The following is a 13,901-nucleotide window of genomic DNA, read 5'->3' on the forward strand; positions in this document are numbered from 1 at the left end:
CCGTCGGCGCTCCGCGGGTCGCCCCGGCGGAATACCCGCCATCACGGCCATGGCGGCAAGCCTGGCGGCCGAAGCCTTACAATAGCGGGTCCGCCGATTGTACCCATGCCTGCGCCGCGCGCTCCAGGCGCCACCGGCGGTATCCCGACCCGCTGCCCCTTTTGCACCTGCCGCCGGCCTCGTTGCGAGGCGCCGGTCCCTGTCCTTTTATGCTGACGCTGTCCGATTTCGACTTTCCGCTGCCCCCCGAACTGATCGCCCAGACCGCGCTGCCCGACCGCAGCGCGAGCCGGCTGCTGGTCGTGCGGACCGGCGCGGACGGCGCCACCGAGCTGGACGATCGCGCCTTCGCCGACCTGACCGACTATCTGCGCCCGAACGACCTGCTGGTGTTCAACGACACCCGCGTGATCAAGGCCCGCTTCTTCGGCCAGAAGGCCAGCGGCGGCAAGGTCGAAGTGCTGGTCGAGCGCGTGCTCGACGCCGACACGGTGCTGGCCCAGGTGCGCGCCTCGAAGACGCCGGCCGAGGGCAGCACGCTGCGGCTGGCCGATGCCTTCGATGTCACGGTCGGCCCGCGCGTGGACCAGTTTTTCACGCTGCGCTTTCCCGAGCCGGCGCTGGACCTGATCGAGCGCTTCGGCCGCCTGCCGCTGCCGCCCTATATCACGCACGATCCGGACGCCTACGACGAGAGCCGCTACCAGACCGTCTATGCGCGTCATCCGGGCGCGGTGGCGGCGCCGACGGCCGGGCTGCATTTCGACGACGCGCTGTTCGCCCGGCTCGACGCCCACGGCGTGCAGCGCGCCTTCCTGACGCTGCACGTCGGCGCCGGCACCTTCCAGCCGGTGCGCACCGAGAACCTGGCCGAGCACAAGATGCATTCGGAGTGGTACGCGATCTCCGAGGAACTGGCGCAGGCGGTGCGCGACACCCGCGCCGCCGGCGGCCGCGTGATCGCGGTCGGCACCACCTCGCTGCGCGCGCTGGAATCGGCCGCGACGCCCGAAGGCGAACTGCGGGCCGGCAGCGGCGACACCGACATCTTCATCACGCCGGGCTATTGCTTCCGGCTGGTCGACGCGCTGATCACCAACTTCCATCTGCCCAAGTCGACGCTGCTGATGCTGGTGTCGGCGCTGGCCGGCATCGAGCCGATCCGCATCGCCTATCGCCATGCGGTCGAGCAGCGCTATCGCTTCTTCAGCTACGGCGACGCGATGCTGCTGCAGCGCCAGCCCTGAACCGCCGCCCGCGCCCTGCCCCGGCACGCCCCGGCCCACCGAATCTCCGCCACCCCTACGCCATGCTCGAATTCGAACTGCTCACCACCGACGGCAACGCCCGCCGCGGCCGCGTCACCCTGAACCACGGCGTGGTCGAGACGCCGATCTTCATGCCGGTCGGCACCTATGGCTCGGTCAAGGCGATGTCGCCGCTGGAGCTCAACGGAATCGGCGCGCAGATCATCCTGGGCAATACCTTCCATCTGTGGCTGCGGCCCGGGCTGGAGGTCATCGACACCCACCAGGGCCTGCACCGCTTCATCGGCTGGGACAAGCCGATCCTGACCGATTCGGGCGGCTTCCAGGTGTTCTCGCTGGGCGAGCTGCGCAAGATCACCGAGGAAGGCGTGACCTTCGCCTCGCCGGTCAACGGCGACAAGCTGTTCCTGTCGCCCGAGATCTCGATGCAGATCCAGCGCACGCTGAACTCGGACATCGTGATGCAGTTCGACGAATGCACGCCGTACGAGATCGAGGGCCGCCCGGCCACGCACGAGGAGGCCGCGCGCTCGATGCGCATGAGCCTGCGCTGGGCCAAGCGCTCGCGCGACGAGTTCGAGCGGCTGGCCAACCCGAACGCGCTGTTCGGCATCGTCCAGGGCGGCATGTTCGAGGACCTGCGCGACGAATCGCTGGCCGGGCTGTCGGAGCTCGGCTTCCATGGCCTGGCGATCGGCGGCCTGTCGGTCGGCGAGCCCAAGGAAGACATGATGCGGGTGCTCGAACACGTCGGCCCGAGGCTGCCGGCGGACAAGCCGCACTATCTGATGGGCGTCGGCACGCCGGAGGACCTGGTGGCGGGCGTGGCCTCCGGCGTCGACATGTTCGACTGCGTGATGCCGACCCGCAATGCCCGCAACGGCTGGCTGTTTACCCGCTTCGGCGACGTCAAGATCAAGAACGCGGCGCACCGCAACGACCCGCGGCCGCTGGACGAAAGCTGCGCCTGCTACACCTGCCGCAATTTCTCGCGGGCCTATCTGCACCATCTGCACCGGGTCGGAGAAATTCTGGGCGCGCGGCTCAATACGATCCACAATCTGTATTACTACCTGCAGCTGATGCGCGAAATCCGCGAGGCGATCGAGCAGCACCGCTTCGACGCCTTCCGCCGCCAGTTCGCCGCCGACAGGGCGCGCGGCACGCAGTAAGACGGCCCCGGCCGCCCTGCCGCCGGCGGCCCGCGACGGGCGGGCCCGGCAAGGCGACACAAGCCGCTGAACGGGCCGAACCGGGTGATAGAATGCCCGATTCCTTGAATCAATTTTGTGACGGAGAAGCAACGTGCTGATTTCGAACGCATTTGCCCAGACCGCCGGCGGGGCCGGCGGCGCGGCGGGTGGCCTGATGAGTTTCCTGCCGATCATCCTGATGTTCGCGGTGCTGTGGTTCATCATGATCCGCCCGCAGATGAAGCGGCAGAAGGAAGCCAAGGCGATGCTGGAAGCGCTGGCCAAGAACGACGAAGTCGTCACCGCCGGCGGCATCCTGGGCCGGGTCACCAAGGTCAACGAGCAGTATGTGACGCTGGAAATCGCCGAAGGCACCGAGATCACGGTGCAGAAGAACGCCGTCACCGCGGTGCTGCCGAAGGGTTCGCTGAAGGCGCTCTGAGCCCCTCGCTCTCTCAGGCCTTGCGGGTCCGCCGCAAGGTTCCGGCACGCCGCCAATAGCGTGCCCGCACAGCCGCCTGGCCCAGCCCCGGGAAGTCTCCGGTCGGGCCAGGCGGCTGTTTGCCAACCGGTTGCCTGCGCGATACGCCCGCGGAATCCCGTCCGCGCGCTGCGCCGGCCGTAGAAAGACCGTAGAAAGACTGGCCGAAGATGAATCGCTATCCGCTTTGGAAATACCTCGTGATCCTGGTGGCGCTTGCCATCGGCATCATCTATACGCTGCCCAACTTCTTCGGCGAGGCGCCTGCGGTGCAGGTCTCGTCGGGCAAGGCCACCGTCAAGGTCGATCTGGCGATGCAGAAGCAGATCGAGCAGGTGCTGGCGCAGAACGGCTTGCAGCCCGACGGCGTGTTCTATGACGTGTCGGGACAGTCCGGCTCGGTCAAGGCGCGCTTCCGCACCACCGACGAGCAGCTGCGCGCCAAGGACGTGCTGTCGCGCGCGCTCAATCCCGATCCCAACGATCCGACCTATGTGGTCGCGCTGAACCTGCTGTCCGGCTCGCCGAAGTGGCTGACCTCGCTGCATGCGCTGCCGATGTACCTGGGCCTGGACCTGCGCGGCGGCGTGCACTTCCTGCTGCAGGTCGACATGAAGGGCGCGGTCGACAAGAAGCTGGACAGCCTGGCCGGCGACGCGCGCACCGTGCTGCGCGACAAGGGCATCCGCCACGGCGGCGTGGACCGCAACGGCGACCGCGTGACGGTGCGCTTCAACAACCCCGAGGACGCCACCCGCGCCCGCGGCGTGCTGGCCGACAGCCTGCCGGACCTGACCTTCGCGATGGACGGCAACAACGTGGTCGGCACCTTCACCGAGGTGGCGCGCCGCGCGGTGCAGGACGCCGCCGTGAAGCAGAACATCACCACGCTGCACAACCGCGTCAATGAACTGGGCGTGGCCGAGCCGGTGATCCAGCAGCAAGGCGCGGAGCGCATCGTGGTGCAGCTGCCGGGCGTGCAGGACACCGCCAAGGCCAAGGACATCATCGGCCGCACCGCCACGCTGGAGGCCCGCCTGGTCGATCCGGACGCACCGCGCGCCCCGCGCCAGGGCGATCCGATCCCGTTCGGCAGCGAGCTGTTCCTGCACGGCAACGGCGCCCCGGTGGTGCTGAAGAAGCAGGTGATCTTCACCGGGGACCGCATCGAAAGCGCGTCGGCCGGCTTCGACCAGAACCAGCGCCCCTCGGTCAACATCAAGCTCGACGCCCAGGGCGGCCGCGTGCTGCGCGACGTCTCGCGCGAGAACATCGGCAAGCCGATGGGCATCGTGCTGTTCGAGAAGGGCAAGGGTGAAGTGCTGACGGTGGCGACGATCCAGTCCGAACTGGGCTCGAGCTTCCAGATCACCGGCTCGTACTCGACCGAGGCCGCCAACGACCTCGCGCTGCTGCTGCGCGCCGGCTCGCTGGCCGCGCCGATGGACATCATCGAGGAACGCACCATCGGCCCGTCGCTGGGCGCCGACAACATCGAGAAGGGCTTCGACTCGGTGGCCTACGGCTTTGCCGCGATCGCCGTCTTCATGGTGCTGTACTACCTGCTGTTCGGCGTGTTCTCGGTGATCGCGCTGGGCGTCAACCTGCTGCTGCTGATCGCGGTGCTGTCGATGCTGCAGGCCACGCTGACGCTGCCCGGCATCGCGGCCATCGCGCTGGTGCTCGGCATGGCGATCGACGCCAACGTGCTGATCAACGAGCGCATCCGCGAGGAACTCCGCGCGGGGGCGTCGCCGCAGATGGCGATCGCGGTCGGCTTCGACCGCGCCTGGGCCACGATCCTGGACTCGAACGTGACCACGCTGATCGCCGGCCTGGCGCTGCTGGCCTTCGGCTCGGGCCCGGTGCGCGGCTTCGCGGTGGTGCACTGCCTGGGCATCCTGACGTCGGTGTTCTCGGCGGTGTTCTTCAACCGCGGCCTGGTCAACCTCTGGTACGGCCGCAAGAAGAAGCTGCAGAGCGTGTCGATCGGCCAGATCTGGAAGCCCGGCCCGGACAACAAGGGCACCGTGGCCAACAAGTGAGGGCAATGAGCGTGAGCGCGGCGGGGCCCTGCCCCGCGGCTCCGGCCTGACGGCCAGACTCGAACGTCACCCTCGAACGTCACCTTCGCACGATACCCTCGAACGAAACACCCGAACGCAGCACGCTGCAGCAGATACAGGATTCACCATGGAATTCTTCCGCATCCGGCGCGACATTCCGTTCATGAAGCACGCGTTGATCTTCAACGTGATCTCCTTCGTGACGTTCTTCGCCGCCGTCTTTTTCCTCTGGCAGAAGGGCCTGCACCTGTCGATCGAATTCACCGGCGGCACGGTGATGGAGGTCAGCTACCAGCAACCCGCCGACCTGGAACGGATCCGCGGCCAGGTCGGCAAGCTCGGCTACACCGACGTGCAGGTGCAGAACTTCGGCACCTCGCGCGACGTGATGATCCGCCTGCCGCTGCAGAAAGGCGCCGACGGCAAGCCGGTCAGCTCGGCACAGCAGAGCGAGCAGGTGATGGGCGCGCTCAAGGCGGTCTCGCCCGACGCCAACCTGCAGCGCGTCGAATTCGTCGGCCCGCAGGTCGGCAAGGAGCTGGCCACCGACGGCCTGCTGGCGCTGCTGTGCGTGATCGCCGGCATCGTGATCTACCTGTCGATCCGCTTCGAATGGAAGTTCGCGGTGGCGGGCATCATCGCCAACCTGCACGACATCGTGATCATCCTGGGCTTCTTCGCCTTCTTCCAGTGGGAATTCTCGCTGTCGGTGCTGGCGGCGGTGCTGGCGGTGCTCGGCTATTCGGTCAACGAGTCGGTGGTGATCTTCGACCGGATCCGCGAGAACTTCCGCAAGTTCCGCAAGATGAATACCCACGAGGTCATCGACAACGCGATCACCAGCACCATCTCGCGAACCATCATCACGCACGGCTCGACCGAGATGATGGTGCTGTCGATGTTCTTCTTCGGCGGTCCGACGCTGCACTACTTCGCGCTGGCGCTGACGGTGGGCATCCTGTTCGGCATCTATTCGTCGGTGTTCGTCGCCGCGGCGCTGGCCATGTGGCTGGGCGTCAAGCGCGAGGACCTGATCAAGGGCGAAAAGAAGGCCGGCGGGGCAGACCGCGACGATCCGAACTACGGCGCGCAGGCATGACGTGCCGCTAGCCAGTAAGCAGGCGTAAAAAAACGGGGCTCAGGCCCCGTTTTTTCATTGCCCCGCTCCCGGCGGAAGGAAGCAAACCGGCTTCCTTCAGATGCTGTCAGGTTCGGTCAGAACTGCTCGATCCAGATCGCCAGCCGGTCGGCGCCGAACTGCGTCGACGCCGGCGCCAGGCGCGAGACGATGGTATTGCCGTCGCGCAGCATCTGCAGCGCATTGCCGCTGCGATCGAGCCACAGCAGCGCGGCAAACCACGCTGCGTGCTGGTCCGACACCGCGGTGCCGACCGGCGCGCCGAGGAATTCGGACAGCACCGGCAACGACAGCCACACCAGCGCGTCACCATCGCGGCGCACCGCCTCGCCCAGCTGCTGCGCGATCACCGCCAGCGCGTCGGCACCCGCCGCGGCGTCATGCGCGCTGCGCAGTTGTGCCAGCCGGCTCGCCACCGCATGGCCGAAGGCGCCGCTGCGCTGGCTTTCGGCGCCGATCAGGTCGGCGTAGTCCATCCTGGCCCAGTCGGGCTCCGGACCCTTGGCACCGGCCATCACGGCGGCGGCCAGATAGGTCTCGACCGGCTGGAAGCGCTCCGGACCGATCAGGCTGGCGCACAGCGCGCGCACCATGCCGATGCGCCCCGCCAGCGTCTGGCGCTGGATCACGCTCAGCTTCTCGCGCACCAGCTGGTCGCGCTCGCGGCGCAGGCCGGCGATCTCCAGCGCCTGCTTGAGCTCCATGCGCAGCGCGGTAATGTCCCACGGCTTCTTGATATAGCGGTGGATCTGCCCTTCGTTGACCGCCTGCACGGTCGACTCGAGCTCGGAATACGCGGTGGTCAGGATGCGGACGATATGCGGATAGTGCTCGCGCGCATGGCGCAGCAGCTCGTTGCCGTATTCGCCCGGCATGCGCTGGTCGGAGACCAGCACGGCCAGCGTGTCGCCATGGGCTTCGAGCAGCGCCTTGCCCTCCTCGACCGAACCGCCGGTGACCACGGGCGCCAGCCCGCCGATCGCCCTCTGGAAATACTTGACCGCGGTGGCCTCGTCGTCGACGAACAGAATCGCGGGAGGCGATGCCTGGTTGTCGTTCGGTTCGTTCATTGACCGCTCCTATTGCTGTGCATTCGATTCTTCGTCTGAGGGAATTCCAGCGTCACGGTGGTGCCGGCGCCCGGAATCGATTCGATCCGGATGCCGCCGCCGAACGACTGCATGACGCGGTTGCAGAAAATCATGCCGAGGCCATTTCCGCCCGCGGCGGCATGCGTGGTGACCGGATCGACCAGCAGGCGCTCCATCACGTCGGGCGGAATGCCTGGACCGTTGTCGCTGATGCAGATCACGGGGTCGGGCTGCGCCACGACACGGAAGCGCAGCGACGGCTTGGGGACATCGGTCAGCGCCCGCAAGCCATTGTTCAGCAGCGACGACAGCACCAGCGACACGCAGTTCGGCAGCGTATGGACGATGAAGTCGCCGTGCAGTTCGACCTCGACCCAGTTGCGCTGCGGTCCGGTGAACGGATAGCTGTCGAGCAGCGCCATGATCAGGCTGCCTGCGGTGATGTCGCGATCGTTCTCGCTGGTCAGCGGCCGTTCGCCATTGCCGCGCACCGACTGCAGGAACGACGAAATCACCGCCAGGCAGTACTGCGCATTGCTGTGCATCACCGCGGCCGCCTGGCCGATCTCGGCCTGGCGCTGCGGATCGTATTCGGCGCTGCTGCGGCTTTCAACACCGCGGGCGAAATTCGCGATAGCCGCCAGCGGGGTGTTAAGTTCGTGCGCGAGGAAAGCCAGCGTCTCGTCGATCGCGGTCAGCCGCTGGTGCCGCGACTGCCGTTCGCGATGACGCTCCCGCGCGAGCGCCAGCACATCCCGCACCGCCTGCAGGCCGAGCGGCTTCTCGAGGATGCGAAACACCTCGCCGCTGTTGACGGTCTGCAGCAGCATGTCCTTGTCGGCGTAGGCCGTCACCAGGATCCGCACGATCTGCGGATACTCGGCGGCGACCTGCCGCAGCAGATCGGCGCCGTTGCGCCCCGGCATGCGGAAGTCCGTGACCAGCACCGCGGTGCGGCCGCTGTCGTTGCGCAGCATCTCGATGGCCTGGTCCGCGCCCTGGGCGAGCAGCACTTCGTACTCCGCGCCGGCCGCGCGGGCGAAATACTTGCAGGCCATCTCCTCGTCGTCGACGTAGAGCACGGTCAGCCGCGGCTGGCGCAAATCGGTCCGCAGTTCGGTCCGCGGCTCTGTCCGCATGTCTGTCCGCTGTTCCGTCATGGCGCGCTCATTCCGCCCGCGGCAGATCGAAGCTGAACGCGGCCCACTGGCCCAGTTCGCTTTCGGCGAACAGCACGCCGCCATGCCGCTCGATCACCGCATAGCTGATCGACAGGCCCAGGCCCAGGCCCTGGCCGACCTCGCGCGTGGTGAAGAAGGGCTCGAACACGCGCGCGAGATTCTCGCTGGGGATGCCCGGGCCGTTGTCGCGTACGTTGACGTGCAGCCGGCCGTCCTTCCACACCACGGTGGTATGGATCGCCGGTGCCGGCGTGCCGGCCTTGCGCATCGCCAGCGCGGCGTTCGAGAACAGGTTGATCAGCACGCCGATGATGGCGGCCTCGTCGCCGAACACCAGCGTGTCCGGCGGCAGCTCGCGCGTCATCCGCACGCCGCGCAGTTCGTGCGCGGTCAGCCGGCTGGCCGAGTCGAGCGCCTTCTCGAACAGAAAGGGGCGGCCCTCGACCTCGGCGCCGGGTTGCCGATAGGCAAAGATCTTCAGGTCCGAGACGATATGCTGGATCCGCTGCATCCCTTGCCGGGCGTCGATCAGGCATTCCTGCAGCGAGGCGCTCTCCTTGGCCTGCGGTTCCTCCAGCGCGATCTCGATCGCCATCAGGCAGAAATTGACCGGGTTGTTGACCTCGTGCAGCAGCCCCGCGGCCAGCGTACCGACCGCGGCCATCTTCTCCTGCTGCAGCAGCTGGCCCTTGATCTGCGCCAGATTCTCGTTGATGCGGGCCAGCTCGTCGTTCTTGTTGGCCAGTTCTTCCTTCAGCCGGAACAGCTGGAAGCGGCCCTTCTCGTTGAAGTAGGTGTAGACCGCGCTGGCGGCGCCGGCAAACAGCACGAACAGCGAGTTGACCAGGAAGGTGCCGACCGGATGCAGGCCGTCCGGATGCAGCAGGCAGGCCACCAGATAGCAAAGGTACGACAGGCCGCCGAACACCACGTTCTGCCACAGGCCGAACGGCAGCGCGATACCCGAGGCGAAGATCGCCAGGTTCAGGCCGACGTAGTACGGCGAGGCGACGCCATCGGTCTCCCAGATCATCCACGCGATCATCAGCTGCGGCAGCAACAGCCACGACAGCGTCAGCCATGGCGCCAGCCTGCGCCCGTGCTGGCTGTACAGCACCACGACGATGCCGGCGATCAGCATCGAGACGACGATGCGCGCGACCGCGAAGGGTCCCTGCCACTCCGGGTACTGGCCGTAGTCGAGACCCATGCCGAGCAGCACCAGCACGATGGCGGTGTAGGCCCCGCCGCGGCTGAACGCCAGGCGAAAGTCGGCCAGTTCGGCCTGGTATCCGGCGTAGAGTCGGTTGACAGTCATGGCAGATCGGCGGCGCCGCCTCAGGAGATGGTGGCTTCAGCGAACACGTTGACGCCCGTGGCATCGACATAGACCTCGTGGTCGGTCGACTGCTCGGGCAGCAGGCTCAGCATCTTCGGTTCGTCGCGATAGATCAGGTACCACTCGAGCAGATGTTCCATCCCGTATCGCTCGGGATTGTTCGAATGGACGTTGGTGACCAGCACCCGCCCGCCCGGGCGCGTGCGCGCGGCGAAATGGCTCAGCAGACGGGCGCAGACCTTGTCGGACAGATAGTCGAACAGGCCGGCGCAATAGACCGCATCGAACTCGCGCACCGAAGGATCCTCGACCGCGATACGCCGCTTGAGCAGCTCGTGCACCGACTCGTGCACCATCTCGACCTGCAGGCTGCGTCCCGCCTCCCGGGCGGCGCGCTGGATGGAGCCGCGGGTAAATTCGAGGGTCTCCTCGCTGAAGTCGACCAGCTGGAACGACAGCCGGTCCGGCTCGGCGTATTCGCGCGCAAAGCGCTGGATCTCGAAGGCCGGGCCGCAGCCGACGTTCAGCACGCGGAACGGCCGCCCCGCCGCGCGGGCGCTGTCCGCCTGCCGGCTGAGGAAGTTGACCAGCAGATCGATGCGGTTGCGGTGCGCGGTGGCGACCGCCGCCTTCAGGAAGGCGGTATTGACGATCTGGAAGTAGGTGGTCGGTCCCTGCTGCGGATCGCTCAGGATCTGGTTCACCATCTCGTAGTCGCCGGCGTAGCCGAGCGGCTTGGTGAAGGTGCGATAGACGAACGGCGCGCGCAGCAGCAGCGGATGCAGCGCCGATTGCGCATAGGTTCGATGCACCGGCGCCAGCTCGACGTCGACGCGCTCGGCCTCCCCTTCGAGCCGGTCCAGGTACGACTTGACCTTCACCATCAGCGGCGTGGCCAGCTCCTGGAACACGTCTGCGCGCAAGCGGCCGTCGACCTTGGGCAGGCTTTCGGTCAGGTCGACCTGCTCGACCCAGCGCGAGACCTCGGACAGGAAGGCGCGCATCTCGTTGACGGCGATCTGGTAATCGCGGCGGATGTTGAAGCGCGTGTCCCAGTCGCTGACGAACAGCTCGGCCTCGCGCCCCACCGAGCGGGGCTCGTTGGGCAGGTCGCTCAGTTCGCGCCATTCGTCGATCAGCGTCAGCGAGACCACCGCCGTGAGACCGGTATTGACCAGGCTCATCACCACCGCTTTGCCAAGATAGGCGTTCTTGGCCCCGATCCTGACGCTCAGGTCGCTCAATACCTCGCTGACCTGGACAATCGAGTACGGGTTATAGACTTCCATCACCAGAGATTTTCTCTGGAGATTAATGATCGTGCCCCGCACCTGCTCGCCCTGCGAGTTGCGGAAGCTGACCACCGGATCAATTTGCGTTTGGGAGTACACGGTTTTGCGCCAGGGAAAATCCGAAGGATGCGGCTGGCTCATGCCGACACGGTGGTCGGAACGGTCCGGCGCGGCATGGGCGAAGGAACTCGCGAACGGCTCGGCGAAGGCGATGCACGGAAACTAGGGGTTGGGCATACGCTTGCGATCCTGATCGGGAAGTGAGCGGCGAAGGGGCAAGCTGCGGGACTGCCGCCGGGCCAACGACAGGCCGATGCGGGCCAGTAGCCTGACCGAAAGCCGGCCGGCAACGGCCTGGAGCGCGGGCCGGCAATGCCTGCCCCCGGTCTCGCTCCCGGGCCGCCAGGTGCGAATCAGCGACCGATTGTACTGTGCGCTCGCTGCAGTGGACAACGGCCCTCATCCCAACGAGGGGAGCCACCCCACATGACCCCCCACCGCGGGAGGGTTGCCGCCAATGAAAAAGGGCCGGATGAACCGGCCCTCGAACTGCTGACAAACTGGTGTCACGATGCTGTCGTTCCCGCGCAAGCGGCAATCCGGCGTCCTTGAAATTCAACGGGACCCCGCTTGCGCGGGAACGGCAGGTTCGGACGCCGCAGCCTCAGTCGGCGCGCACGCCCTCGACCTGGATCGCCAGCTTGACCTCGGGCTTGAAGCCCATCTTGACGCCGTAGTCGATGCCGAAGTCGGTGCGGTTGAAGGTGGCATAGGCGTCGGCACCGCAGGCCTCGCGCTTGAGCATCGGATGCTGCATGCACTTGAACTCGCGGATCTCCAGCTTGACCGGCTTGGACACGCCGCGCAGCGTCAGCACGCCATCGACCTCGGTCGGCACGTCGCCGGCGAACTTCGAGAACTTGCCCTTGTAGGTCGCCTCGGGATAGGCCTGGACGTCGAACATGTCCGGGCTCTTGGCGTGCTCGTTCATCTTGCCGTGGCCGAAGTCGATCGACGCGGTATCGATCTTGATGTCGAGCGTGCCGGTCTTGGCGGCGCGGTCCAGCGTGACGACGCCGCTGGACTTCTCGAACTTGCCGCGCCACTTCGACAGCCCGCCCAGGTGATCGGCCTCGAAGCTCGGATACGTATGGGTCGGATCGAGGTTGTAGGTCACGGCGGCCGCCGAGGCGAGGCCGGCGAAGGCGGTGGCGGAAGCGGCGGCGAGGATGGCGGCGGCGGTACGCAGTTTCATGGGTTCTCCGGTAAGCGTTGGTTCGGCGATTGGATTCAGCCGTTGGTTTCGTCGGGCAGGTGCGGCGGTGACCGCAACGATGGTTTCAGGGCGGGATCGCGATTCCCTGGGGCGGTGGTCGTCCGGCTCAGGACTTGGCGGCCGTGACGAGGCGGAACTTGATCTGGACCTCGTCGGCGACCACCGAGGTGTCCTTCCACTCGCCCTCGCCGATATTGAAGACGCTGCGCTTGATCGGCAGCACGCCCTCGAAGACCTGATTGGCGCCTTCCTGGCGATAGGTCGCGGGCACCACCACGTCCACGGTCTTGCCCTTGATGGTCAGCTTGCCGGCGACATCGAACTTGCCGGCGGCGGCCGGCTTGATGCCGGTCGATTCGAACACCGCCTTGGGGAAGCGCGCGGCATCGAACCAGTCCTTGCCCTTGACCTCCTTGGTGGTGGCGGCGTCGCCGATCTCGAAGCTGGCCACGTCGATCTCGACCTTGGCGCTGGAGCTGGCCAGCCTGGCGGGATCGAAGTCCACCGCGGCGGCAAAGCGCTTGAACTTGCCTTCCATCGGCACGCCGATCTGGCGCGCGACCGCGGTCACCGAACTCTTGCCGGCATCGAGCTGGGCGGCGGCGAGATTGGCGGCAAAGCCGGCGCAGGCCAGCGACGCGGCCAGCAGCAAGGCACCGGGACGGGGAATACGTTTCATCGAGGACTCCTCGGTTTCATTCGGTCAATGCGGAACAGCAGAACAGCGGAACAGCGGCAGCGATCGGCCGGACTCAGCGCAGGAACGGCAGCATGCGGCCGAGCGTGCCGTCGCGGTCCAGCCACTGGTGCTTGAGCGCCGCCGCGGCATGCAGCACGACCAGCGCGGCCATCAGATAGTTCAGCCAGACATGGGCGAACTTCAGCGTTTCCTTCAGCGCGTCGTTCGGCTCGATCAGCGTCGGCAGCGGCCACATGCCCAGATAGACGACGGGCACGCCGGCGGCGAGGCTGTACAGATAGCCGGTTACCGGCACCACCAGGATCAGCAGATAGAGCAGCCCGTGGGCGGCCTTGGCCGCGCCGGCCTGCCAGGCCGGCATGCCGGCCACCGGCGCCGGCGCGGCATGCGTCAGACGCCAGAGCACGCGCAGCACGGCCAGCGCGAACACCGTCACGCCCAGCCACTTGTGCCACGAGTACAGCTTGAGCTTGGTCGGCGTGAAGCCCGGGATGTCGGTCATGTAAAGACCGAGCCCGAAGGCCGCGAAAATCAGCAGAGCGACGATCCAGTGCAGGCCGATCGCGGTCGCGCCATAGCGCGCTGGGGTAGTGGAACGCATCGATGAAATCCGGCTTCAGTCTTTATTCTTTCGGCAGACGCTGTTAATTCTCGCATTATTGCGTCCGCAAAGTGACGCCGGGAAGGCGGAACTTCATTGAGTCGTTCAAAGCGTTTGAATAGATCCGGTCCCCGACGTCGGCGCAGAACCGGTCGGATTATGGTGTGTCGCAAAAGTCGCAACCACAAGTTTGACCGATTCGAGGATCAAGCGGTTTCGGCGGCAAGTGGTCGATATCCCGCCGGCTTTCCGGGAGCGGCTCCCATTTCTCGAGC

The 13,901-nt window shown here is 66.6% G+C and carries 12 protein-coding genes; 5 read left to right on the top strand and 7 right to left on the bottom strand.

Annotated features, from left to right (window positions below):
• Nucleotides 1–209 precede the first annotated feature (209 nt).
• The 5 genes from queA to secF all read left to right on the top strand — a co-directional run bounded on the left by queA (nucleotide 210) and on the right by secF (nucleotide 6,107).
• Complete coding sequence (gene queA / locus F1599_RS13385) at nucleotides 210–1,247, top strand: tRNA preQ1(34) S-adenosylmethionine ribosyltransferase-isomerase QueA (RefSeq protein WP_150083388.1); 1,038 nt, start codon at nucleotides 210–212, stop codon at nucleotides 1,245–1,247.
• 62 nt (nucleotides 1,248–1,309) lie between these two features.
• Nucleotides 1,310–2,440 carry a tRNA guanosine(34) transglycosylase Tgt gene (tgt, locus tag F1599_RS13390; RefSeq protein WP_150083389.1) on the top strand — a complete coding sequence of 377 codons (1,131 nt, stop codon included), beginning with the start codon at nucleotides 1,310–1,312 and terminating at the stop codon, nucleotides 2,438–2,440.
• A 133-nt stretch (nucleotides 2,441–2,573) separates the two neighbouring features.
• Nucleotides 2,574–2,903, top strand: a complete 330-nt coding sequence (yajC, locus tag F1599_RS13395) for a preprotein translocase subunit YajC (RefSeq protein WP_149316660.1) — start codon at nucleotides 2,574–2,576, stop codon at nucleotides 2,901–2,903.
• Between the two features lie 209 nt (nucleotides 2,904–3,112).
• On the top strand, nucleotides 3,113–4,987 hold the full coding sequence (secD, locus tag F1599_RS13400; protein ID WP_150083390.1) for a protein translocase subunit SecD: 1,875 nt from the start codon (nucleotides 3,113–3,115) through the stop codon (nucleotides 4,985–4,987).
• Nucleotides 4,988–5,135: 148 nt separating this feature from the next.
• A complete protein-coding gene (gene secF, locus F1599_RS13405; protein ID WP_149316658.1) occupies nucleotides 5,136–6,107 on the top strand; it encodes a protein translocase subunit SecF in 972 nt (323 codons plus the stop codon).
• A 116-nt stretch (nucleotides 6,108–6,223) separates the two neighbouring features.
• On the opposite strand, the gene F1599_RS13410 is transcribed toward secF, so the two are convergent.
• The 7 genes from F1599_RS13410 to F1599_RS13440 all read right to left on the bottom strand — a co-directional run bounded on the left by F1599_RS13410 (nucleotide 6,224) and on the right by F1599_RS13440 (nucleotide 13,626).
• Entirely contained in the window at nucleotides 6,224–7,216 is a 993-nt protein-coding gene (locus F1599_RS13410) for a response regulator (protein WP_149316657.1), read from the bottom strand.
• The gene (locus tag F1599_RS13415; protein WP_187829093.1) at nucleotides 7,213–8,376 is read right to left on the bottom strand and encodes a hybrid sensor histidine kinase/response regulator; all 1,164 of its coding nucleotides are present in this window, start codon (nucleotides 8,374–8,376) and stop codon (nucleotides 7,213–7,215) included. Before F1599_RS13415 ends, F1599_RS13410 begins: the two co-directional genes overlap by 4 nt.
• A 28-nt stretch (nucleotides 8,377–8,404) precedes the next feature.
• Entirely contained in the window at nucleotides 8,405–9,736 is a 1,332-nt protein-coding gene (locus F1599_RS13420; protein ID WP_149316656.1) for a sensor histidine kinase, read from the bottom strand.
• 20 nt (nucleotides 9,737–9,756) lie between these two features.
• A complete protein-coding gene (locus F1599_RS13425; protein WP_150083391.1) occupies nucleotides 9,757–11,148 on the bottom strand; it encodes an SAM-dependent methyltransferase in 1,392 nt (463 codons plus the stop codon).
• 565 nt (nucleotides 11,149–11,713) lie between these two features.
• Nucleotides 11,714–12,304, bottom strand: a complete 591-nt coding sequence (locus F1599_RS13430; RefSeq protein WP_149316654.1) for a YceI family protein — start codon at nucleotides 12,302–12,304, stop codon at nucleotides 11,714–11,716.
• A gap of 127 nt (nucleotides 12,305–12,431) precedes the next feature.
• Nucleotides 12,432–13,004: a YceI family protein gene (locus F1599_RS13435; RefSeq protein ID WP_149316653.1), complete on the bottom strand. Its 573-nt coding sequence runs from the start codon at nucleotides 13,002–13,004 to the stop codon at nucleotides 12,432–12,434.
• Between the two features lie 73 nt (nucleotides 13,005–13,077).
• Nucleotides 13,078–13,626 (bottom strand): cytochrome b, encoded by a 549-nt coding sequence (locus F1599_RS13440; protein ID WP_150083392.1) that lies wholly within the window; start codon nucleotides 13,624–13,626, stop codon nucleotides 13,078–13,080.
• Between the last annotated feature and the right edge of the window lie 275 nt (nucleotides 13,627–13,901).

Origin of the sequence: Cupriavidus cauae, assembly GCF_008632125.1 — a bacterium.
GTDB classification, from domain to species: Bacteria; Pseudomonadota; Gammaproteobacteria; order Burkholderiales; family Burkholderiaceae; genus Cupriavidus; species Cupriavidus cauae.